Below are 21,605 nucleotides of genomic sequence, written 5' to 3'. Positions count from 1 at the left end.
CACCAGTAGATGTTGAACCAAGCCTAATAGCTCTACCATCTTTAGCAGCTAGGACTAGTCTACCATTTTCTAGGCTTGCTTCTACTCCGGTTTCATCTTTTTTAGCGTTAATTGCACCGATTAGAACATTGTCAGAATCATTAGCTTTTACGGTAATATTACCGATTTTAACACCATTAATCATAAAATCTTTAATTGTACCAGCAGCAATTGCTTGGCCAAAAATTTGAGTATTATTAACTTCAGCTCTTATACCAGTTTTATCGCTTACGCCATTCATCATTTCAGCTACAGCTTTTAAACCATCTGTTTGTAATGTTTTTGCGCTAATCGTTTGAAATACATAACCACCCGGATAACCATCAATACCACTTAGCTTAACAACTGCATCTGCCATTTGAGAAATATTAGAAGCTACCACATTTTTTAGCGTCTCAAACCTAGTATGCCCAATTGTATTTGAGTTTGTAGCACCTATGCTTACTTTAGCTGTTTCATTACTATAAGCACCTATTTGGAAGTTTTTGTTTGAAAAATTTCCATTTAGTAGTTGTTGGCCATTAAAGCTTGTAGTAGTAGCTATCATATCTAGTTCTTCAAGAAGTCTGCTAATATCATTTTGAAGTGCTCTTCTAGAATCAGCATTTTGACCATCTTGAGCTGCTTGGATAGCTTTAGTTTTAATAGTATCAAGTATTTTAATCTGTTCATCCATAGCTTTATCAGCAGTTTGGATGATACCTACAGCATCATTACCATTAGATATGGCTTGACCTAGGGAGTTAGCTTGAGAGCGAAGACTATCAGCTATCGCCATACCAGAAGCATCATCAGCTGCTGTTTGAATTCTAAGGCCTGAGCTAAGGCGACCAAGAGAGCCAGTAAGTGCTCTATCATTTACTACAGAGTTAGCATGCGCATTTAAGGCTGCTACATTTGTGTTGATTCTAAAACCCATTATAAGTCCTTTTATAGAAATATTATTAAGTTATAAAAGCCCTAAGCAAATGGTGTTCCAAAGTTTTGGTAGAAGTTTATAATAAACGATATTTTATAAGTTGTAATAAATTTTAATAGATTATCAAAATTTAAATCAATCTTGATATTATTTAAAATATTACTAGCTAATAGGTTAGCTAGTAATGATTAGTTAAAAGTTTAAGCTAAAATATTTAGCCTTGTTTAAATATTTTTCTAAAAATTGCTTTAATTTTAGCTGTCATTGCGCTTAAAAGGGCATTGACTACCACCTAAAACTGGGTCGTTATTCATCTTATTCTCCTGTGTATATATAATCACTCATTACTGGTGTTAAACCAGCATTTTTGATGGCGATTTTCATTTGATTGACATCTCTATTATCGCTTATTTCAAATTGTCCATCACCCTTGCTTTCATCATCTTTGCCGCCGTGTTCGCCGATAGCTACGCTTACTCCGGCTGAGACTTTAGTAACGCCAAGAGCTATGGCATGATCTCTAAAATACGCACTCTCACGGCTACTAAGCGTTATATTGGCGTATGGTAAAAACAGCCTATAAGCAGCGATCACTTGTAATAAGGCTCGTTCGGTTACATCTCGTGGGTTTATCTTGTTATTGTTGATAATCGGTCTTAGGCGTGGGACGGAGATGGAAATTTCTGCGTGAGGGTATTTGGCTTGGATTAAGGATGCGTGAAGAGCGGTTGCCATAGCATCTTTGCGCCAGTCATCGATCCCAAGAAGTGCCGCAAATGCCACGCCACGCATACCGCCTATTAATGCTCTTTCTTGAGCGTTAAATCTATATGGAAAGACTCTTTTGTTGCCGTATAGATGAATTTTGCCATATTTTATAGGGTTATAAGTCTCTTGAAAAACGGTTACAAAATCCACGCCGTTATCGTGTAAAATAGCGTATTCATCGCTATTTAATGGATAAATTTCAACACCAACTATATCAAAATATTTTTTAGCTAATCTACAAGCGTTTGCGATATAATTTAGCGGTGTTTTGGTTTGGGATTCGCCTGTTAGGATGAGTATCTCTTTTAATCCGGTTTTGGCGATATTTTCTAGCTCTTTGATGATATCATTTTCGTCTAATTGCGCTCTTTTGATATCATTACCCACTTTAAATCCGCAATAAACGCAGTTATTATCGCAGTGATTTGCTATGTATTGCGGGGTGAAAAGATAGATATTTTTACCGAAATATCGCTCTTTTGTGGCTTTGGATTTGGCTACCATCTCTTCAAGGAAATTAGCAGCTACTGGGCTTAAAAGGGCTTGGAGGTCTGTTAAATTTAGATTATCTTTAGATAGAGCGTGTTCTACATCAATAGCATTAAATTTATCAAACTCAACACTATTAGCAGCTGCAAGCACTCTTTGCATTATATTACTATTTATTTGCTCTTGACCTTCTAGATAAGCCATTGGGTCTGTTTTTTGTATGAATTTCATCTATTGTCCTAAAAATCCAGTTAGTGGCGAGCTAGCTTGAGCGGTATTTATAACTCTACCAAATTTAGCTAGATAGGCGTCTCTACCGGCTATAACGGCGTTTTTAAAGGCTCTTGCCATGCCTTTTATATCACCAGCTGTGGCAATAGCGGTATTTACCATCACAGCAGCGCAACCCATCTCCATAGCCTCACACGCTTGGCTAGGGCGACCGATACCGGCATCTACGATGATTGGTAGGTCTATTTCATCTATTAAAATTTGGATTATATCTTTATTGCTTAGGCCTTTATTTGATCCGATTGGTGCGGCTAAGGGCATGATGGCTGCTGCGCCGGCATTTGCCATATCTCTAGCAGCGACTAGGTCTGGCATCATATAAGCAAGTGGGATAAAGCCATCACTAGCTAAAAGCTCAACGGCTTTTAATGTTTGATAGTTATCAGGTAGTAGGAATTTGCTATCTCTAATTACTTCTATTTTTATCATATCGCCACAGCCAAGCTCTCTACCTAAACGGGCGATTCTAAGGGCTTCACTAGCGTCTCTAGCGCCACTTGTGTTTGGTAGTAGGGTGATATTTTGAGGGATAAATTTGGTTATGCTTATATCGCTATCTTTATTTACTCTGCGGATTGCTAGGGTGATGATTTGAGCGTTTGCTTCTTCTATACAAGCGGTGATTAGCTCGGGGTCAAATTTGCCACTTCCCATAATAAATCTAGAATCAAATAGTCTTCCACCTAAATTTAGTTTATCCATTATCTTTTACTCGCTTTATTAAAATATCTAAAATTTGATTTGCTTGTTTCATAGCACAGATACCGACTCTTGGAGCCATAAGGCCATTTCCTATGCTTGCAGCACTTTTTAAATCTCCGCAGATATAGAGATTTTTGGCCATTTGGATTGTTTTGATATCATCGCTTCTACCATATCCTGCCATACCGCTTGCGGCGACTATAATTTTGTTTTTGAGATTGTTTATAAGCATAGCTTTGGCTTTAGGATTATCAAAGCATTCAGCGACTATATCATAGTTTTGAAATACTAAATTTATATTGTTTTCATCTAGTTTTATGGTCTCTATCTCTACGCTTACAAATGGATTAATTTTGGCGATTATATCTGCTAGGGCTTGGGTTTTGTATTTGCCAAGGTCATCTATGAAGTATTGTTGGCGATTTAAATTTGATGGATCTACGGTATCGAAATCGACTAATTTTAAAGAGCTTACCCCAACTCTAGCTAAGGCTATAGCCACGCTACTACCAAGGCCACCAAGCCCAGCTATACCGACTTTAGCACTATCAAGAGCGATATTTACTTCAGGGCTATTTCTAGCTCTCATCATCTCTTTTAAGCACTCTTTTGGCGGAAGCTCGCCTTTGTTTATAAAAACTACGCTATCACCATCGCTTAGCTCTAAATCATCATTAGTAGCAAAGCCTTTATATATGGTAATCACGCTATCATCAAAGCCAAGCTCAGCTCGCAACTGAGAAAGTGTGTTGGAATTTACATTTTTTGTGATTGAATTTACTATTACCTTTTTCATAGGTGTGATTATAGCCAAAAAAGACAAAATAGCTATTAAATGCCTATTAAAATTTATAAAATTTAAACTAATGATTATAAAAATTTGGCTAGAATTCTCGCCTTATTATTGATTTAAGGCTAAAATTATGTTTGATTCTATATTTAGAGAGTATGATATAAGAGGAATTTACCAAAAAGATTTAAATGAGCAAAGCGTCAAAGCAATAGGAATATGCCTTGGCAATGTGATGAAAAGCCGTGGAGTAAAGAGTGTAAGCGTAGGATATGATGCTAGGGTTTCGGCTAGGGATTTATTTGGGTATTTGGTGAGTGGATTTAATGCGGCTGGGCTTGAGATTTATGATATTGGAATGTTGCCTACGCCGGTTGGATATTTTAGTGTTTTTACGGATAAATTTGACGCTAATGTGATGATAACTGGTAGCCATAATCCAAAGGAGTATAATGGATTTAAGATTACGATTAAAAAAGATAGCTATTTTGGTGATGATTTACAAGCTTTAAAAGATGATGTTAATAAATTTATAGCTAGTGGTGGAGTGGTTGAAGATAATTTTAGTGCTATTAAATTTGATATTTTAAGCTCATATGTGGATTTTTATGCTAAGGAATTTTCGCATCTCAAAGGGCTAAAGACAAAGATTATTTGCGATGCGGGAAATGGTGTAGCGGGTATAACTCTAATGCCTATAGCTAAGGCACTTGGGCTAGAGTTTAATGTTCTATACCCAGAGCCTGATGGAGAGTTTCCAAATCACCATCCAGATCCTAGTGAAGAGAAGAATATAAAAGAGCTAAAAGAGGCTTTGAAAAATGGCTATGATATTGGGTTTGGATTTGATGGGGATGCTGATAGAATAGCGGTTTTAACGCCAAAACGCACGATAAAAGGGGATGATTTGGCCTATTTGTATGCTAAAAATATGAAAAATCCTAGGGTTTTAGGCGAGGTCAAATGTAGCCAAAATATGTATGATGAGATAGATAAAATCGGTAAAAGCTTCATGGGCAAAACCGGTCATAGCAATATCAAAAAAGCTATGAAAGAGCTAAATATCGATATGGCGGCTGAAGTGAGTGGGCATATATTTTTCAAAGAGAGATTTTTTGGTTTTGATGATGGGGTATATGCGATGATAAGGGTGCTTGAGCTAATAGCAAATGGATTTGATTTGGATGGGGAGTTAGATAAATTACCTAAGCTATATTCAACCGATGAGATGAAGATAAAAGCCGATGATGAGAGTAAATTTAAGATTATAGAGGCTTTAAAAATTGAGTTAAATAGGGCTGATAATGGGCTACCAAAGATAGTTGATATTATCGATATTGATGGGGTTAGAATTAAATTTGAAAATGGCTGGGGATTAGTAAGAGCGTCTAATACAACTCCTGTGATAGTAACTAGATTTGAAGCAAATTCAGAGCAAAATATGCTAGAAATTCAAAATGGCGTTATAGCTTTGGTAGATAAAATTATGGCTAATATCAATGCGTAGGGCTTTGTGTATTATAAGTGGCGGTATGGATAGCGCAGTAGCAGCTAGTATCGCTAAGAGTGAGGGCTATGAGATTGTGGGGTTGCATTTTGATTACCATCAAAGAACAATGTTAAAAGAGCGTGAATGCTTTGATAAAATTTGCGATGATTTGGGGGTTATTGATAGGATTGTGATTAATGCTGATTTTATAGCTAGTGTTGGTGGGAATTCTCTCACTGATAAAAGCATTGAAATTCCAAAAAACTCACTAAATGATAAGGAGTTGCCAAATACCTATGTTGCCTTTAGAAATGGGATTTTCATCTCTATTGGTGCGAGTGTGGCTCAGGTGAGAAATTGCGAGGCTATATATATGGGGTTAGTAGAGGCTGATAGTAGTGGGTATCCAGATTGTCGGCTTGAGTTTTTAAAAGCGATGAATAGAGCGGTGAATTTGGGCACTGGATGTGAGTTTGTCTTTAAAGCACCTTTAATTGGGTTATCAAAATCGCAAATAGTCTCTAAGGCTTATGAACTTGGTGTGAATCTAGCTAATACTTGGAGTTGCTATGAGAGCGGGGACGCTGCTTGCGGGGAGTGCGATAGCTGTCTATTAAGACTAAAAGGGTTTAGAGATAGTGGCAAAATCGACCCTGTAGAGTATAAAAAAATTAAATTTAAGGATTAAGATATGTATCGTTTTGCGCCATCGCCAACAGGTGATATGCATATTGGGAATTTAAGAGTTGCTATATTAAATTATATATCTTCACTTCAAGATAAGAGTGGCTTTATACTTCGTATAGAAGATACTGATAAAGAGAGAAATATAGAGGGCAAAGATAAAGAGATAATGGAGATTTTAAAGAAATTTGGGATTAAATGGGATACCCTTTATTATCAAAGCCAAAATCTTAAATTTCATCAAGAGTTTGGGGCTAAGCTTTTAATAGATAAGAAGGCTTTTTTGTGTTTTTGTGATGATGAGACACTAGAAAAAAAGAGAGAAGAAGCCGCTAGAAATGGCGTAGCATATAGATATGATGGGAGTTGTGAAAACTTAAGCGATGAAGAGATTTTAAACAATCCACGCCCAGCGGCTTTGAGGCTAAAAGCACCTAAAACAACACAAAAATTCACAGACAAAATCAAAGGTGAGATAGTGTTTGAGCCTGAAAATATAGATAGCTTTGTGCTATTAAGAGCTGATAAAACTCCTACATATAACTTCGCTTGTGCGATTGATGATATGCTTGAGGGTGTAACTATGATAATTAGGGGAGAAGATCATGTAAGCAATACTCCAAAGCAAAATTTGATTAGAGAAGCCCTAGGATATACTCAAGAGATAAGCTACGCTCACTTGCCTATAATCCTAAATATGGATGGTAAAAAGATGAGCAAAAGGGATAATAGCTCTTCTGTTAGTTATCTTTTGGATAAGGGTTATATGCCTGAGGCGATAGCAAATTATCTAATATTAATAGGCAATAAAACGCCGTGTGAAATCTTTACTATTCAAGAGGCTGCTAGTTGGTTTGATATAAGTAATATTTCACGCTCGCCAGCTAAATTTAGCGAAGAAAAGCTTGCTCAAATCAATAGAGAGCATATCAAACTCGCTAGTGATGATAGGCTAGTTGAGCTTGGATTTAGCTCGCCAGATCTAGCTAGATTCTATACTCAAGAAAGTAGCTTAATCCCAGAGATAATAGCCAAAATTGACGCTATTAACTCAGCCAAAATCATCCCGCCACAATGGCAAAAAGAGGCTGATGAGATAAGAAAAGTTATCTTAAATATGCAAATTCCACATAGCTTTGATGAGCTTAAAATTGTGATATCTGATGAGACAAATTTAAAAGGTAAATCGCTATTTATGCCACTTAGATTGCTTTTAACGGGCGCTGAGCATGGCCCAGAGCTTAAAGATCTATATCCATTGATAAGATCTGATATTAAGGAGATTGTAGCTAGATGACGCATTTTATTATTTCGGTAGTTGATATTTTGGATATGGTGATAAGGGCTTATATATTTGTCATTATCGCAGCGGCGCTTATAAGTTGGGTTAGGCCTGATCCGTTTAATCCTATTGTCCAGTTACTTTATCGCCTTAGCGCTCCAGCGTATAATCTCATAAGAAAGCTTAGAATTCCAACGATCTTTGGTGGGATCGATATAGCGCCTATTATAATACTTCTTGGTTTGGAGTTTATAAGTAGATTTGTATTAGGATATATCCGTGCGTTGGCTTATCAAATTTAGTCTGTTTTTAACTTTTTTGGTTATACCGCTTTGGGCTAGTGTGCCAAGCTATGAGAATTTAAAAACAGCACCAAAAGGACTAGTCAAGGATTATTATATATATAGATTTGCTAATGAAAAAAAAGCTAGCAAGGCTCAACTAAAGAAATTACAAGGGCAGATTTTTCGCTATCAAGGTAGCATTAAAGCGCTTTTTGATAAAAAAATTGGCCCTATAAAAGAGAAAGTAGCTGATTGTTCTAAATATAATTTTAACAATATTCATACTGCTAATTGGACATGTCAAAATATGGTTATAAGCGCTAGATTTATAAACTCTTTAATGCCTAGCCAAAGGGCAGATTTAGTAACACGCTTAAAAACTAGTGGTTCTAAATTTGTAAATTATATTCAAGGATTTAATACAGCAGACCCACTAGCTTATTATATAGCAGTTGGTGATCCGGTTGGATATTTTAGACACTACGCAGCCGCTAAAAATAAAGAAGAGTTTTTAAATACCTACATTCCAAGTGTAAAATTAATCACAAATAGCCTAAATCATTGGCAATTTAAATCAATTGTTCAAGACTCCGTAATTAATAAAAAAAATGCCAAATTTCGTAGTAGTTTATTAGGAGTTAGTGCTGAGCTACTCAATAGCGATATGGCATTTATATTTGGGTTAAATGCGATTTTATTGCATAATGAGAGTAGGGCAGTGGAGTTTTTTAAAGTAGCTGCTACAAAATCCAAATTTGCTAGCAATAAAGATAATGCTAATTTTTGGATATATCTAATTACTAAAGATGAGAATATTTTAGAACAGATTGCTAAAAGTGCTGATATCAATATCTATAGCCTTTACGCTAGAGAATTTACTAGCGGCGAAAAGATTAAAATAGCAGTACCAAGGCCAGCTACAAAAGAGTTATTAAAATATGATTATACCGACCCATTTACATGGCAACGCACAAGAGAGAAAGTAGCTAAAATGCCAAGCTCTGAGCTAATCTCATATGCTTCTAGATTTTATACTCAAAGCACCCTTGGAGAGTATAGCTATATAATGGAAAGAGCGCATAATCATAAAATTCACTTCTATCCTATGCCATTTATGGAATACATTGGTACAAAAGATATCAGGCGGCAAGCACTGATTTTAGCACTTGCTAGGCAAGAGAGTAGATTTGTCCCTAGTGCGATATCTACTTCATACGCTCTTGGGATGATGCAGTTTATGCCGTTTTTGGCTAAAGATATAGCTGCTAAACTTGAAATGAATAAATTTGATATTGATGATATGTTTAAGCCAGAAATTGCTTATAAATTTGCAAATTTCCACTTAGATTATTTAGAAAATTATCTATATAATCCGCTATTTATAGCATACGCTTATAATGGTGGAATCGGCTTTACTAAGCGAATGCTACTGCGTGGGGATCTATTTAATCGTAAAAGCGAGTATAGCAGATATGAGCCATTTTTGTCTATGGATTTAGTACCGTATGCTGAGAGTAGGATTTATGGTAAAAAGGTTTTGGCTAATTATATAATATATCTTGCTGCTCTTGGTAAAAGTACTAAAATATCGCACTTTTTTGACAATGTTTTAATCCCTGAGTTAAGCGATGGATTTAGGCCAAAGGTAAGCTTTTAGGCTTGCCTTTGTTTGGTTTTTAGTTTTAAATTTGTAAATTTATCTAGTATGCCAGTAGAGTGAGCGGGCGACTTTTTGGAAATTTAGCGTAGCTGTAGTGTTGTTATCTAGAGTGATATTTACGCTTAGGATATTTGATTTTTGAGTTGGAATAGTGGCTTTATAATAATTACTCCAAGGTATGGTCATCGAAACTAAAGTAGAGAGTTTATCATCTTTTTCTAGTTTAGTTAGTGTAGCATCAAGTGAATTTATAGTTACAGATTTTGGAGTTAAATTTTGTGGATAGATTGATACTATAAAGGTATCAAAATCTTGCATATCAGTCGTAAATTCTCCTTGATATATTGGATTTAGGTAGGTAGCAACTAGTAATATTTCAGCAGAGTTGTGTTTTTGCGTATAGGCTAATAATTCGTTTTTAAGATTAGCATCTGAGTGAAGTGAGCTTTTTCCCCAACAACCAGCCAACATTAATGAAATGATAAGAAAGGTGAGGTTTTTTAACATTTTTTTCCTTTTTTGCTAAATTATACCATTTATATGTTTAATCTTTAAATTGTATTGTATTTATTTAATTAAAATATATTTTGAATTTATCTAGTAATTTACTTTTAAAAATCAATAGTAATTTAAGTTGAATTTAGATATATTTAATATTTTATGTTTTAAAAATATAATAATATGGAGAAAAATATGGAAAATTTATATGATGTGGTAGTCATTGGTGGCGGTCCTTTTGGTATTGCTTCAGTAGTTGAGGCTAAAAAAGCAGGATTTAAAAATGTTCTTCTTTTAGAAAAAGGTGATAATCACTCTCAAACAATTCGCAAATTCTACAAAGATGGTAAGCGTGTAGATAAGGTTTATAAAGGTTTAGAGAGCGAGACAAGAGGCTGCGTAGAGTTCTTTGATGGAACAAAAGAAAGCACATTAAATTATTTTGATAAATTGCTTGATGATGGCGATATTGAAGCAGTTTTTAATGCTGAGGTTGAAAGTGTAAAAAAAGATGGCGATCTGCTAATTGTAACTACAGCAAAAGGCGTATTTAAAGCTAAAAATGTAATGGTAGGAATCGGCAGAATGGGCAAGCCAAATAAGCCAGAATATAAAATTCCACCTTCATTAATCCAAGTTGTAAATTATAATCTAAATAATTGTAATTGCGGTGAAAAAATCATTGTAGTAGGTGGCGGAAACTCAGCAGCTGAATATGCTGTAGATTTAAGCGGTTGCAATGATGTAACGCTAAATTATAGAAGATCTACATTTACTAGATTAAATGATATAAATCTAGCTGCTGTAGAAGATAGCGCAAGAGATGGCAAGCTAACTTTAAAATTAGGTGTAGATATTACAGGTATAGAAAATGATAATGGTAAAGTATCAGTAAGCTATAGCGATGGAAGTGTAGTTATATATGATAGAATTATATATGCAATTGGCGGTTCAACTCCGGTTGATTTTTTACAAAAATGTGGCATAGAGCTTGATAGCGATACTAAGCCAATCGTAGATGAAAATTTACAAACTAATGTAAAAGGCCTATATGTAGGTGGTGATATCGCTAGTAAAAATGGAGCCAGCATTGTATCAGCACTAAATGATGCACATAAAATTATTAATTATATAATAAATAAGGCGTAATAGTGAGTAAAATTTGGTATTTTCTAGTTGGCGCATTGCTAGTTGGCTGCGGAGATGATAAGCAAGTTAGCTTTGATGATTTAAGCCCTAGTGAACAAAATAGATATGTCTTAAAATCTGAATATGAGGCACTTGGGGATTATTTTTCGTGGCTTGAGGTGCGTGGTAATAATATCCAAAGCGATGTCCTAGAGATACCAAATGAGCCAAATTTGCTCAAACATAACCTAGAGATTGCAATTCGTGATAATAGGGTTTTATTAAGTGATAATGTTCAGTTGATTCGGCAAAATTTAGAGCTAGCAAAAGAGGTTGAAAGCCAAAAAATAGCTCTAATAAATGCTGATAAAAATGCTCAAAATAACTATAATGAAGCCTTGCAATCTACGCAAGCTCAGCACCAAGAAAATATCAACGAATTAACAAAAAGAATAAATGAATTACAGGCTCAAAGTATAGAGAGTATCAAAAAATATGAAGAGAAAATTGTAAATTTAGAAAGTAATGTTGATGAGTTAAACTCTAAACTCCAAAAGTCTAAAATCGTAGCTGATGAGATGGTAAAAAATAGCGCTATGAAAGAGAAGTTAGAAAATCAAAATCTTCAAAATAGTAATCAAAAATTAAGTGATGAAATAGCAGCACTTAAGGCGCAAAATTTAAAAGCCAATAGTGAGGCTAATAGTAATTTAAGTGCAAAAGAAAAGGAGATAAATACGCTAAAAAAAGAGATAACTAGCAAAAATGAGGAGATAAATCAACTTATGCATTCTCAAACTCTAGCGCTTATTGATCTTCAAAACCAAAATGCCAAAAATGTAAGCGAACTCCAAGCGCAAATCGATAGGCAAAGGAGTGAATATTTTAATGAATTAAATAGTAAAAACTCAGAGATAAAAAAGCTAAATTTAACTATAAAAAATATAAATGATAATAAAGAAAAAGAGCTAGAAGAGCTCAAAAAAGATCTACAAAATAGCTATAAAACGACTCAAACTGCAAGCGATAAAAAGATAAAAGAGCAGTATGAAAAGAGTCTAAAAGATCAAAATATGACAATTGCTAGCTTAAATGCAAAACTAGTAAATCAAGAGATTAATTATAAAAAAGAGTTAAAAAATAAAGAAAAAGAGTATAAAGATTCAATAATTGATTTAAGAAAAAAGATTGAATTTAACATAAGAGACGCCAATAAAAGCGCACAAAAAATAGATGAACTAGAGAAAAAAACAGCCAGTAAGGATAAAGAGATAGAACGCTTAAAATCGCAAATTTTAAGCCTAAAAAGCGATATGAATAACACTAAAAAGCTGGCAAATTATGAGCTATTAAACTCAAAAATTACAGACTTAGAGATTAAAAATAGTGAGTTAAACTCACAAATTGCAACTATTATAAAAAAAGCTAAAGATACTATTGAAATGAATAAAAAAGAGCATAGTAAAGAGATAGAAAATCAAAAAAAATATTATGAAGAGTTAATAAAAAATATCAAAACCCAAGAGATAAATAGAGATAATAATGAGTCAGCTTGAGCTTTATCAGCTTGAAAATGGGTATAGATATAATAGCGATACTCTATTTTTATATGATTTTATCAGCGCTAGCAAGCTTAGGGGTGATATTTTAGATGTTGGATGTGGATGTGGGATTTTAGGGCTTTTGGTTGCTCGTGATAGCAGCGTAATCTTAAAAGGTATAGATATAAACCCTATAAATGTACAAATTAGCCAGTATAATGCTAGTGTAAATGGTATTACTGCAGAGTTTATCACAGGAGATTTTAGCGAGTTTAAAAGTGAGATTAAATTTGATTTTATCATCTCTAATCCGCCATTTTATCACTTTGGAGTAACAAAAAGCCAAAATAAACATATAGCAAACTCAAGATATAATGACTCTTTAAGTCTTGAGCAATTTTTAGCTGGGGCTAATAGAAATCTAAAACCAAAAGGTGTGCTATATTTTTGCTATGATGCAAAGCAAATTGGATGGATTTTAGCATTATTGGTTAAATTTAAACTAAATTTAACAAAGCTTAGATTTGTCCATTCTAAAAGAGGTCAAAAGGCTAAACTAGCACTATTTGAGGCTAAAAAGAGTAGTAAATCTATGTGTGAGATTTTGCCACCTTTGGTGGTTTTTGATGGGGATGAATTTAGCATAGAGACAAAAGAGATTTTTAAAAAAGCAAATACTATAAGTAAGGTTTATAAGTGATAAGGCAAGATGGGTTTAATTATGAGTTTGACTCTAGCAAATGCGATGAGTGCGGTGGTAAATGCTGCACTGGCGAGAGTGGATATATATGGATTAGTGAAGATGAGATTAGAAGTTTGGGTGAGTATTTAGGCTATAAGCCAGAGCTTATTAAGGAGATATTTTTAGAGAAATTTGATAATAAGTATAGTATTAAAGAAAAACCATATCAAAATGGCTGGGCGTGTATATTTTTTGATGAGAAAAATAAAAATTGCTCTATATATGAGTATAGACCTAAGCAGTGTAGAACCTTCCCATTTTGGGAGCATTTTAAAAAAAATTATAAAGAGTTGGAGAGAGAATGTATTGGCGTAAGGCAGTTATAGCTTTAGCTTTTTTCTTGTGTGGTTGTGGAGTAGGTCAGCCACATTTTAGCACTATTTATGATGTAGAAGATAATAGCGATTTAGAGATTATCAACGCCTATTTGATGGTAGAAGATGGCGAGGTCGCTAAGGCTAGTGATTTATTCTATCAATTATATCAAAAGAGTCAAAATGAGGTCTTTTTAAAAGAGTCTGCTAAACTAGCTTTAAGTGCAAAATCAAATTCGTTATATAAATTAATGGATGAGCTAAAGGGCGATGATGCTCAAACGCTAAGGCTAAAAATCGGTTATGCTTTGTCAATTTATGAACTCAAAGAGGCTAAGCAGCTTGCTAAAAAATTAATCAAAAAAGATAAAAGTAGCCAAAATTATATTTTATTAGCTAATATCTATGCTTTTGAAGATGATACAAAGCGTGCTATGGAGCTATATAAAAGAGCATATGAGATAGACCAAAGCGAAGATAATATGATACGTATAGTTAGCATTTTTAACGATTTCTTAGGCGATAGTGTTGGGGCTACTAAGATTGCAAATGAGTGGATAAATCAAAATGGTTGTGGTCAAAGAACTTGCTATGTCTTGCTAGATTTATACTCAAATTTGGCTGATTTTGATAATATGGTAAAAATTTATGAAAAGTTATATTTAGAAAATGAAGCTAGTCAGTATCTTGTTAATGCGCTTGAGATTTTGCTATATAAAGAGAATTTTAAAGAGGCCAAAAGAGTGCTTAAAAAGTATGAATTTAACGATGATTTGCTCTCACAAATTTATGCTCAGCTAGGAGAATATAAAGAGGCCTATGCCTTAGCAGAGCAACTCTATGAGTTAACTGATAACAAAGATTATAAAGCCAAAATGGCGATATATAAGTATGAATTTAGCAAAACTAAAAATATAGAACAGATTATAAAGCTTTTTGAAGAGTCTGTTTATGAACTAGATAATTCAGTATATTATAATTATTATGGATATATATTAATCGATCATGATATTAACATCTCTAAAGGTCTTGAACTAGCATTAAAGGCTTATGAGCTAAATCCTAAGTCGCCATATATAATAGACTCAATAGCTTGGGGATATTATAAGCTTAAAAAGTGTGATATGGCTATTGAGTGGATCGAAAAAATCGGCGCAGAGTATTTAGAGCAAGATGAATTCAAATCTCATTACAATAAGATTACAAAGTGTATAAAAGGCAAAAAATGATATTAAATCAGATTATAGATAGAACCAAATTTGATCTTAAGAAGCAAAAACAGAAGCTACCATTTAATATATTACAAAAAGCCATAAGCTACTCATGCAGCCCACTTGATCCACTTAAAAGCCTTAAAGATGGGATAAATATCATAGCTGAAGTTAAAAAGGCAAGTCCTAGCAAGGGAGTTATAAGGGATGATTTTGATCCACTGCAAATAGCTTTGGAGTATGAAAGAGCCGGAGCGTGGGCGATAAGTGTTTTATGTGAGCCACACTATTTTTTAGGTAGTATTGAGTATTTGGGATTGGTGCGTAGATTTGTGAATTTGCCTTTGCTTAGAAAGGATTTTATCATAGATAGATATCAGATTGCTCAAGCTAGAATTTATGGTGCGGATATGATTTTGCTAATTGCGAAGGCTTTGGATACAAAGAGCTTAATAGAGTTATCAAATTACGCTAATGAGTTAAATTTAACCGTATTAATGGAAATTCACGATGAAGAAGATTTAGAAAAAGCTTTACAAACTAATGCTAAACTTATAGGGATAAATCATAGAAATTTAAAAACCTTTGATATGGATATGGAGCTTAGCTTAAAGCTAAAAGAGCTTATACCATCAGATAGAGTGGTGGTGGCTGAGAGTGGATTATACTCATATAATCAGATTTTGAGTTTAAATCAAAATGGCATTAGGGGATTTTTGATAGGTGAGCATTTTATGCGTCAAGATGATATATACCAAGCGGTAATGGATATAAGGGGTGTTGAATGATAGATGAGTTTGCGCCGTGGAGAGCGGAGTATTTTTCTAGACCAAAGGATTGCGAATGTGTCTTTTGTAAGATTGCTAATGAGAATAGAGATAGTGAGAATTTTATGCTATTTAGGGCTAAAAATTGCTTTGGTTTGATGAATAGATATCCATATACCTTGGGCGAATTTATGGTAATTCCATATGAGCATATAGATAATATTGAGAGCTTAGATACTCAAATTTGGTTAGAGATGAGTCAAATAGTCCAAATCGGTGTAGATGTGTTAAAGAGAGTTTTAAATGCTAATGGAGTCAATATCGGTATGAATTTAGGCGCAGCAGCTGGCGCTGGGATAGCCGAGCATATACACTATCATCTTGTCCCAAGATGGGAGAGGGATACAAATTTCATAACAACCATAGGATATACTAGAGTTCATGGAGTTCCATTTATGGAGCAATTTAAGAGCTTAAAAGATGAATTTCAAAGGCTAAGTTGTGAAAATACTATTTTCGCCAAGTGAGAGTAAAAAGCCAACGCCAAATCCGCTTAAATCGGCTTTGATGGCTATAAATTGTGATAGAGATGAAATTTTAAATAGATATTATGAAATTTTAAATAGCAAAGATGAGAGAGCTTTAAGCGAGATTTTTGGGATTAAAGAGTCTAAAGAGATTGATAAAATAGCGAATTTATCAGCCCAAAATCTCTATCACAAGGCTGTTCTTTTGTATGATGGCGTGGCGTATGATGCTTTGGATTATCCAAGTTTAGATGAAAAATCAGCTAGATATATTGATGAGAATTTATTGATATTTTCTAATCTTTATGGGGTGTTAAGGGCTGGGGATTATGTTAGATTTTATAAGCTTAAGCAAGGTCAAATGATAGGTGATATAGATAGTGTGAAGTATTATAAAACTAGGCTTAATACCGCTTTAGATGAGTTATTGGGTGGTGATGAGATATTAGATCTTAGGGCCGGATATTATGATAAGTTCTACTCTATTAAATCCCCATATACAACTATGAAATTCCTAAAAAATGGTAGAGCTATCAGCCACTTTGCTAAGCATTATCGAGGGATTATTTTGCGCTGTTTGGCGTTAAATGGGGCTAAGAGTTTTGATGAGTTGATGGAGATTAAATTTCCAAATTTAAGTCTATTAAATATTATAAAGACAAAATTAAAAATTGAGTTAATTTTTGAAATTAATGGTGATTAAGATTAAGTTGTTTAAAATAGAGTATAATTTTGTAAATTCAAGGAGATATTTATGAAAATTTTATATAGCAATCAAGCAAATTTTAAAGATGAGTTTAACTCATTAGTCAATCGCTCAAATATGGATATACAAAGCGTAATGCCAATTGTAAATGGTATTATAAATGAGATTAAAGCCCATGGCGATGAGGCGTTAAAAGCCCAAATAGCTAAATTTGATAAGTGGGAAGTAGAAGATAATCTAGCTATAAGCACTGATGAGATGAAAAGCGCTTATGAAGCTTTAGATAGTGAGCTTAAAAACGCCTTAGAAGTAGCATATAAAAGGATAAAATCTTACCACGAAAAACAGGTAGAAAAGTCATGGATAGACTTTGAGCCTAGCGGTGCGCTCTTAGGTCAAAAGGTAACGCCTGTAGATAGAGCAGGGCTATATATCCCAGGTGGCAAAGCCGCATATCCTAGCTCATTGATTATGAATGCAGTCCCAGCTATAGTAGCAGGGGTGAAGGATATAGTGGTTTGTACTCCTGCTGTTGGCGGTGTAGTCAATTCTTTATTACTTGGTGCTATGCATCTTTTAGGTATCAAAAACGCCTATAAAGTAGGTGGCGCTAGTGCTATAGCGGCTATGGCGTATGGGACTAAGAGCATTAAAAAAGTTGATGTAATTACTGGCCCTGGCAATATCTTTGTCGCAACGGCTAAAAAGATGGTTTATGGTGATGTAAATATAGATATGATAGCAGGCCCTAGTGAAATAGGCGTGATAGCTGATGAGAGTGCCAATCCTACTCACATAGCTATCGATCTATTAAGCCAAGCTGAGCACGATGAGATAGCTAGTAGCTTTTTAATTACTTTTAGTGATGAGTTTGCTACTAAGGTTAATAGTGAAATTCAAAGATTATTGCCAAATTTAAAAAGATATGAGATAGCCAAAGCAAGTATAGATAATAAAGCTGCTATAATCGTCGCTCGTGATATGGATGAGTGTGTGGAATTGATGAATGAGTTGGCTGTGGAGCATTTAGAGATAGCGTGTGATAATGCGTATGAGTATCTACCACGCATCAAGCACGCTGGGGCGATATTTTTAGGCCATTATACTCCTGAAGCGATAGGGGACTATCTAGCTGGGCCAAATCACACGCTACCAACAGGCGGTAGCGCTAGATTTTTCTCGCCTTTAAGCGTGAGTAATTTCATCAAAAAAAGCTCTATAATTTCGATGAATAAAAGAGCAATTGATGAGCTTAGTAAGGCTTGTATGGCTCTAGCTGATGCTGAAGGGCTAGAGGCTCATAAGCTTTCTGTGGAGTTTAGGGTTTAAATTTTTAGCTATCATGCGTGGCTTGAATATTGATATAGTCATGCTTGATAGCTCCACCATCTAGCCAATAGTGGTTTTTTTCTATAGATATTATTTTTAAACCAGCCTTTTTCATAAGCTCTGTAATCATATCTAAATCATAAAATGTAAAAATCAACCCCCTATGAGTTGGCTCTGTAATCTCATAAATATTCTCGCCTAAAGGCTTTGCGTCGATTTTTAGGCTATCATCTTTACTAATGAAATTTATAAGCATTTTGCCATTTGGATTTAGATGAGATTTGAGTGAGTTTAAAAGATTTAAAACTATATTTGGTGTATATAAATATGCTATCTCCCAAAGAAGTATCGCATCAACTCTAATATCTTTTAAAATTTCATTAATATCTCTATTTTTATTACTATATAGCTCTAGTGTGGCGCCACGGCTATTTATAATCGGCTCTAATCTACTTTTGGCTAGATCAAGTGGCTTTTGATTTAGGTCAATGCCTATTAATCTAGTGGCACCAGCCTTGCTAAAACACTCTAAATGCCTACCATTAGCACAGCCAAAATCAAGCACACTTTTAAATTTATTCTTAAAAGCAAATCGCACAACAAACTCACTAGGATAAATTCTATCTCCGCTTAATATCAAATCTTCCCATAAATCAAAATGCGCTTTATAATCATTTATGCTATTTTTCATTAAATTACTTTTAAATTTTATTTTAAATTTTTTTGGCTTCTATGATATGCCATGAGTTTATAATCTTGCCATTATCAGTAGTAAATCTCTCGCTATCTATGCTTATAATCTCTAAATTCGCACCCCTATAAATCTCTTTTATATCATCTAAATTTGGGATATAATATAGCATTCCTTTATGGCTATCACGCTCAATTATAAATGTATCTTTAGCTATCTCTTTGCCATCGCCATATAGTGAGTCATCTTGCGCTCTCCAATTAGCTATCACCTTGCCATTTGGCTTTAATATTTTAGCAAATTGCTTAAAAATATCGCTTATGGCGTAATAAGCATTAGTAAGGGTTATCCCCCAGCAAACCACGCAATCTAAATTATCTCTTTGGATTAGATCTTTTAAATTTGAGTTTTGATTATTTTGATATAACTCGCATTTGATATTATATTTTTGACATCTTTGCTGAGCTATATCTAGCACTGAACGGTTATAATCTACGCCAATTATATGCTCTAGTCCAGCCCTAGCTATCATCTCTAAGTGCCTTCCATCACCGCAGCCAAAATCCAATATGCTATTAAAATCTCTTTTATTAGCATAGATATAGCGAGTCAAATACTCATTTGGGTATAGTAGCATTGAGTTAGATATATGTTGCTCCCATAATTTATATGAGCGCTCTTGAGCTTTTATTATCTCATCCATCTATTTTCCTTTTAAAATTTGATATTAATTTTTGCGTGTTTATAAGTGATTGCTCCTTTGAGTTGGTTTGTATTATCGCATAGCCTCTATCCATTATGGTAGAGCCATCTATAACTTTTGGTAGTGTTGAATTAATTTCGCACCTATAATCTACAATCCCTAAGCTATCTTTAAGCAAGTCAAAATCAGCCGCTATCCAGTCGCCTTCAAAATCAAAATAGCGTATTACTGTATTTTTTCTAAATTTTGGCTTGAAGTTATATGGTAGATTTAGGCACTTATTTATCCACTCTTTTGTAGGATTTATCCCAGTTGTAATCTCTATAAATTTACTTAGATAATGCCCGCTTGGGCGAGTAGATAGCTCTATGATAAATGCTCTATTATCTTTGGTTATTATATCAGCGTGTAATAAACAATTATCTATATTTAATTTGGTTATAACCTTTTGGATATAGCTACTTATAGATGGAATTTCATCTATACTAATATATCCGATAGCCTGTCTATATGGGAGTGGGGTTAATAGCTTTTGTCTTAATAAAATATGATGAAATGCGCCATTGATAATAACAGCGTCAATCCCATACTCTAAGCCATCTATAAACTCTTCGATTAAAAAATCCATTTTAGTAAATTTAATATTTTGAGTGATATTTTTGAACTCATCAAGATTAGATATAACTATCGTATCTTTGCTACCACTGCCAAATCTTGGCTTGATTATTAGTGGAAATTTAATCTTATTGTGGTTTAAATTTGGATCAAATATATCAAATTTTATATCTCTTAAAGAGCCTAATCCCCCATTATCTGCTAAAGCAGTAGCAAATTTGAGCTTATCAGTACAAATATCTGCCATTTTATAACTAAAACCATTTAGATTATAATAGTCATTTAAAGCACCAATAGTATTAAGACATCTGCCAATTGGTACGGGTAAAATTATTGCTGGTATTAATCCATCATGCTCTAAAATTGCTATTATTTTATTTGGATTTGAGATATCTTCGTTATATGATATATCGGCTTCTTTAAGTCCTGGAGCTGTAGGATTAATATCAAAGGCAACAACTCTTAGTCCAAGTTTTTTAGCATAAGCTATAGCAATTAAGCTTTCACTACTAGCACCAATAAGCAAAGCCACAGGGATTTTATCCACGAATTTCCTTTAAATTTTGTGGCGAAATTATATCTTAAACTTATTAAATTTACCCCTAAATTAGGTTAAAATTAAGCTAAATTTAGTTAAAATTTAAGATAATAAAGTAAGGAGTATCAAATGAAGATAAATGACTATTCAAATAGTATGCAAAATTACTATTTAAACAATGCTCAAAATAGTGCTAATAAAGCCTTGGATAATATCTCAGCAAATCGTGCTATTAGCGGTAGTGATAGTGCTAATATGGTTATCGCTAATACACTTTTAAGCAATGCGAATGCCATCTCTCAAGGCGTTAACAATGCAAATGACGCAATTGGTGTTTTACAAATCGCTGATGGAGCATTACAAAATTTAACAAATAGTGCTGATAGATTAAATGAACTATCAATTCGTTCAAATAGTCTAGCTATGGATAGTAACTCAAGAGCTGCTATTACAAAAGAGGCTCAAGCGCTTAAGACATCTATGCAAGATACGCTAAATTCAACTAGCTTTAATGGTCAAAATATATTTGGTTCGACTATGAACTTTCAAACTGGTAGTTCTGCAACTACAATATCGCTAAATAGTCCAAATATTAGCTCAATTGATATTAGCTCTCAAGATAGCATAGCTGCTTTTAAGGATAGCGTTAATGCTATGAGAGCTGATATAGGTAGCACTCAGCAAGGGCTTTTAAGCAATATCAACTCTTCTATCACAGCATCAAATTCAGCCAAAGCTAGTGAATCACAGCTACAAAATAACGATGTAGTAAAAAATTTAAGCGATCTAAATAGATCAAATTTACAGCTCAATAGCACAACATTAGCTGCTGCTCACAATATGACTTTACTAGCTCAACAAGTATCAACACTTCTAAGATAGATAAAGATAGCCAAAT

General features: G+C 34.0%; 23 protein-coding genes. 15 read left to right on the top strand and 8 right to left on the bottom strand.

Annotated elements, in window-relative coordinates:
- The 4 genes from CIGNP91_RS03685 to thiF form a co-directional block, all read right to left on the bottom strand.
- On the bottom strand, positions 1–958 hold a 958-nt coding region (locus tag CIGNP91_RS03685), incomplete at its 3' end, for a flagellin N-terminal helical domain-containing protein (RefSeq protein WP_272889772.1).
- Between the two features lie 315 nt (positions 959–1,273).
- Positions 1,274–2,446 (bottom strand): 2-iminoacetate synthase ThiH, encoded by a 1,173-nt coding sequence (gene thiH / locus CIGNP91_RS03680; RefSeq protein ID WP_086253407.1) that lies wholly within the window; start codon positions 2,444–2,446, stop codon positions 1,274–1,276.
- Positions 2,447–3,208 (bottom strand): thiazole synthase, encoded by a 762-nt coding sequence (locus tag CIGNP91_RS03675; protein ID WP_086234358.1) that lies wholly within the window; start codon positions 3,206–3,208, stop codon positions 2,447–2,449.
- Positions 3,201–4,004, bottom strand: a complete 804-nt coding sequence (gene thiF / locus CIGNP91_RS03670) for a sulfur carrier protein ThiS adenylyltransferase ThiF (RefSeq protein WP_086227213.1) — start codon at positions 4,002–4,004, stop codon at positions 3,201–3,203. The genes CIGNP91_RS03675 and thiF overlap by 8 nt, the downstream gene beginning before the upstream one ends.
- 127 nt (positions 4,005–4,131) lie before the next feature.
- Between thiF and CIGNP91_RS03665 the strand changes: the two genes are divergently transcribed.
- Genes CIGNP91_RS03665 through CIGNP91_RS03645 form a run of 5 tightly spaced genes read left to right on the top strand, consistent with a single transcriptional unit; the run spans position 4,132 to position 9,394 of the window.
- Positions 4,132–5,505 carry a phosphomannomutase/phosphoglucomutase gene (locus CIGNP91_RS03665; RefSeq protein ID WP_086245648.1) on the top strand — a complete coding sequence of 458 codons (1,374 nt, stop codon included), beginning with the start codon at positions 4,132–4,134 and terminating at the stop codon, positions 5,503–5,505.
- Complete coding sequence (queC, locus tag CIGNP91_RS03660) at positions 5,498–6,175, top strand: 7-cyano-7-deazaguanine synthase QueC (RefSeq protein ID WP_086253406.1); 678 nt, start codon at positions 5,498–5,500, stop codon at positions 6,173–6,175. The genes CIGNP91_RS03665 and queC overlap by 8 nt, the downstream gene beginning before the upstream one ends.
- Positions 6,176–6,178: 3 nt before the next feature.
- The gene (gene gltX / locus CIGNP91_RS03655; RefSeq protein WP_086253405.1) at positions 6,179–7,468 is read left to right on the top strand and encodes a glutamate--tRNA ligase; all 1,290 of its coding nucleotides are present in this window, start codon (positions 6,179–6,181) and stop codon (positions 7,466–7,468) included.
- A complete protein-coding gene (locus CIGNP91_RS03650; RefSeq protein WP_086245646.1) occupies positions 7,465–7,755 on the top strand; it encodes a YggT family protein in 291 nt (96 codons plus the stop codon). Before gltX ends, CIGNP91_RS03650 begins: the two co-directional genes overlap by 4 nt.
- On the top strand, positions 7,733–9,394 hold the full coding sequence (locus tag CIGNP91_RS03645; protein ID WP_086251715.1) for a lytic transglycosylase domain-containing protein: 1,662 nt from the start codon (positions 7,733–7,735) through the stop codon (positions 9,392–9,394). The genes CIGNP91_RS03650 and CIGNP91_RS03645 overlap by 23 nt, the downstream gene beginning before the upstream one ends.
- Positions 9,395–9,433: 39 nt before the next feature.
- Here the strand turns inward: CIGNP91_RS03645 and CIGNP91_RS03640 are convergent, their stop codons facing one another.
- Positions 9,434–9,904, bottom strand: coding sequence for a hypothetical protein (locus tag CIGNP91_RS03640; RefSeq protein ID WP_086234364.1), 471 nt, complete (start codon positions 9,902–9,904; stop codon positions 9,434–9,436).
- Between the two features lie 186 nt (positions 9,905–10,090).
- On the opposite strand from CIGNP91_RS03640, the gene CIGNP91_RS03635 reads away from it, so the two are divergent.
- The 9 genes from CIGNP91_RS03635 to hisD are packed head-to-tail and all read left to right on the top strand — an operon-like array spanning position 10,091 to position 18,160.
- The gene (locus CIGNP91_RS03635; protein ID WP_086224218.1) at positions 10,091–11,044 is read left to right on the top strand and encodes an NAD(P)-binding domain-containing protein; all 954 of its coding nucleotides are present in this window, start codon (positions 10,091–10,093) and stop codon (positions 11,042–11,044) included.
- Positions 11,045–11,046: 2 nt separating this feature from the next.
- Positions 11,047–12,579 (top strand): hypothetical protein, encoded by a 1,533-nt coding sequence (locus CIGNP91_RS03630; protein WP_086253404.1) that lies wholly within the window; start codon positions 11,047–11,049, stop codon positions 12,577–12,579.
- A complete protein-coding gene (locus CIGNP91_RS03625; RefSeq protein ID WP_086253403.1) occupies positions 12,566–13,264 on the top strand; it encodes a tRNA1(Val) (adenine(37)-N6)-methyltransferase in 699 nt (232 codons plus the stop codon). The genes CIGNP91_RS03630 and CIGNP91_RS03625 overlap by 14 nt, the downstream gene beginning before the upstream one ends.
- The gene (locus CIGNP91_RS03620) at positions 13,264–13,632 is read left to right on the top strand and encodes a YkgJ family cysteine cluster protein (protein WP_086242982.1); all 369 of its coding nucleotides are present in this window, start codon (positions 13,264–13,266) and stop codon (positions 13,630–13,632) included. The genes CIGNP91_RS03625 and CIGNP91_RS03620 overlap by 1 nt, the downstream gene beginning before the upstream one ends.
- Positions 13,608–14,849, top strand: a complete 1,242-nt coding sequence (locus CIGNP91_RS03615) for a tetratricopeptide repeat protein (protein ID WP_086253402.1) — start codon at positions 13,608–13,610, stop codon at positions 14,847–14,849. The genes CIGNP91_RS03620 and CIGNP91_RS03615 overlap by 25 nt, the downstream gene beginning before the upstream one ends.
- Entirely contained in the window at positions 14,846–15,619 is a 774-nt protein-coding gene (gene trpC, locus CIGNP91_RS03610) for an indole-3-glycerol phosphate synthase TrpC (protein WP_086253401.1), read from the top strand. The genes CIGNP91_RS03615 and trpC overlap by 4 nt, the downstream gene beginning before the upstream one ends.
- Positions 15,616–16,125 (top strand): HIT family protein, encoded by a 510-nt coding sequence (locus CIGNP91_RS03605; RefSeq protein WP_086253400.1) that lies wholly within the window; start codon positions 15,616–15,618, stop codon positions 16,123–16,125. Before trpC ends, CIGNP91_RS03605 begins: the two co-directional genes overlap by 4 nt.
- Positions 16,100–16,828, top strand: a complete 729-nt coding sequence (locus CIGNP91_RS03600; protein ID WP_086253399.1) for a YaaA family protein — start codon at positions 16,100–16,102, stop codon at positions 16,826–16,828. Before CIGNP91_RS03605 ends, CIGNP91_RS03600 begins: the two co-directional genes overlap by 26 nt.
- A gap of 51 nt (positions 16,829–16,879) precedes the next feature.
- The gene (hisD, locus tag CIGNP91_RS03595) at positions 16,880–18,160 is read left to right on the top strand and encodes a histidinol dehydrogenase (protein WP_086253398.1); all 1,281 of its coding nucleotides are present in this window, start codon (positions 16,880–16,882) and stop codon (positions 18,158–18,160) included.
- Positions 18,161–18,164: 4 nt separating this feature from the next.
- Here the strand turns inward: hisD and CIGNP91_RS03590 are convergent, their stop codons facing one another.
- The 3 genes from CIGNP91_RS03590 to CIGNP91_RS03580 are packed head-to-tail and all read right to left on the bottom strand — an operon-like array spanning position 18,165 to position 20,716.
- Positions 18,165–18,851, bottom strand: coding sequence for a class I SAM-dependent methyltransferase (locus CIGNP91_RS03590; protein WP_086253397.1), 687 nt, complete (start codon positions 18,849–18,851; stop codon positions 18,165–18,167).
- Positions 18,852–18,873: 22 nt separating this feature from the next.
- On the bottom strand, positions 18,874–19,554 hold the full coding sequence (locus CIGNP91_RS03585; RefSeq protein ID WP_086251706.1) for a class I SAM-dependent methyltransferase: 681 nt from the start codon (positions 19,552–19,554) through the stop codon (positions 18,874–18,876).
- A complete protein-coding gene (locus CIGNP91_RS03580) occupies positions 19,547–20,716 on the bottom strand; it encodes an ATP-grasp domain-containing protein (protein WP_180383207.1) in 1,170 nt (389 codons plus the stop codon). The genes CIGNP91_RS03585 and CIGNP91_RS03580 overlap by 8 nt, the downstream gene beginning before the upstream one ends.
- Positions 20,717–20,836: 120 nt before the next feature.
- Between CIGNP91_RS03580 and CIGNP91_RS03575 the strand changes: the two genes are divergently transcribed.
- Positions 20,837–21,589 (top strand): flagellin, encoded by a 753-nt coding sequence (locus CIGNP91_RS03575; protein ID WP_086241199.1) that lies wholly within the window; start codon positions 20,837–20,839, stop codon positions 21,587–21,589.
- Positions 21,590–21,605: the final 16 nt, after the last annotated feature.

Origin of the sequence: Campylobacter sp. P091, from assembly GCF_002138935.1 — a bacterium.
GTDB lineage: Bacteria > Campylobacterota > Campylobacteria > Campylobacterales > Campylobacteraceae > Campylobacter > Campylobacter devanensis.
Note: the sequence above shows the minus strand (reverse complement) of the source record. Positions and strands in the feature narration are given on the sequence as shown.

Coding starts and splice junctions, on each gene's coding strand:
- CIGNP91_RS03585 (WP_086251706.1), bottom strand. CDS start 19,554: ATGGATGAGATAATAAAAGCTCAAGAGCGCTCATATAAATTATGGGAG.
- CIGNP91_RS03650 (WP_086245646.1), top strand. CDS start 7,465: ATGACGCATTTTATTATTTCGGTAGTTGATATTTTGGATATGGTGATA.
- CIGNP91_RS03615 (WP_086253402.1), top strand. CDS start 13,608: ATGTATTGGCGTAAGGCAGTTATAGCTTTAGCTTTTTTCTTGTGTGGT.
- CIGNP91_RS03640 (WP_086234364.1), bottom strand. CDS start 9,904: ATGTTAAAAAACCTCACCTTTCTTATCATTTCATTAATGTTGGCTGGT.
- CIGNP91_RS03665 (WP_086245648.1), top strand. CDS start 4,132: ATGTTTGATTCTATATTTAGAGAGTATGATATAAGAGGAATTTACCAA.
- CIGNP91_RS03575 (WP_086241199.1), top strand. CDS start 20,837: ATGAAGATAAATGACTATTCAAATAGTATGCAAAATTACTATTTAAAC.
- hisD (WP_086253398.1), top strand. CDS start 16,880: ATGAAAATTTTATATAGCAATCAAGCAAATTTTAAAGATGAGTTTAAC.
- CIGNP91_RS03590 (WP_086253397.1), bottom strand. CDS start 18,851: ATGAAAAATAGCATAAATGATTATAAAGCGCATTTTGATTTATGGGAA.
- CIGNP91_RS03625 (WP_086253403.1), top strand. CDS start 12,566: ATGAGTCAGCTTGAGCTTTATCAGCTTGAAAATGGGTATAGATATAAT.
- CIGNP91_RS03675 (WP_086234358.1), bottom strand. CDS start 3,208: ATGGATAAACTAAATTTAGGTGGAAGACTATTTGATTCTAGATTTATT.
- queC (WP_086253406.1), top strand. CDS start 5,498: ATGCGTAGGGCTTTGTGTATTATAAGTGGCGGTATGGATAGCGCAGTA.
- CIGNP91_RS03635 (WP_086224218.1), top strand. CDS start 10,091: ATGGAAAATTTATATGATGTGGTAGTCATTGGTGGCGGTCCTTTTGGT.
- thiH (WP_086253407.1), bottom strand. CDS start 2,446: ATGAAATTCATACAAAAAACAGACCCAATGGCTTATCTAGAAGGTCAA.
- trpC (WP_086253401.1), top strand. CDS start 14,846: ATGATATTAAATCAGATTATAGATAGAACCAAATTTGATCTTAAGAAG.
- CIGNP91_RS03605 (WP_086253400.1), top strand. CDS start 15,616: ATGATAGATGAGTTTGCGCCGTGGAGAGCGGAGTATTTTTCTAGACCA.
- gltX (WP_086253405.1), top strand. CDS start 6,179: ATGTATCGTTTTGCGCCATCGCCAACAGGTGATATGCATATTGGGAAT.
- thiF (WP_086227213.1), bottom strand. CDS start 4,004: ATGAAAAAGGTAATAGTAAATTCAATCACAAAAAATGTAAATTCCAAC.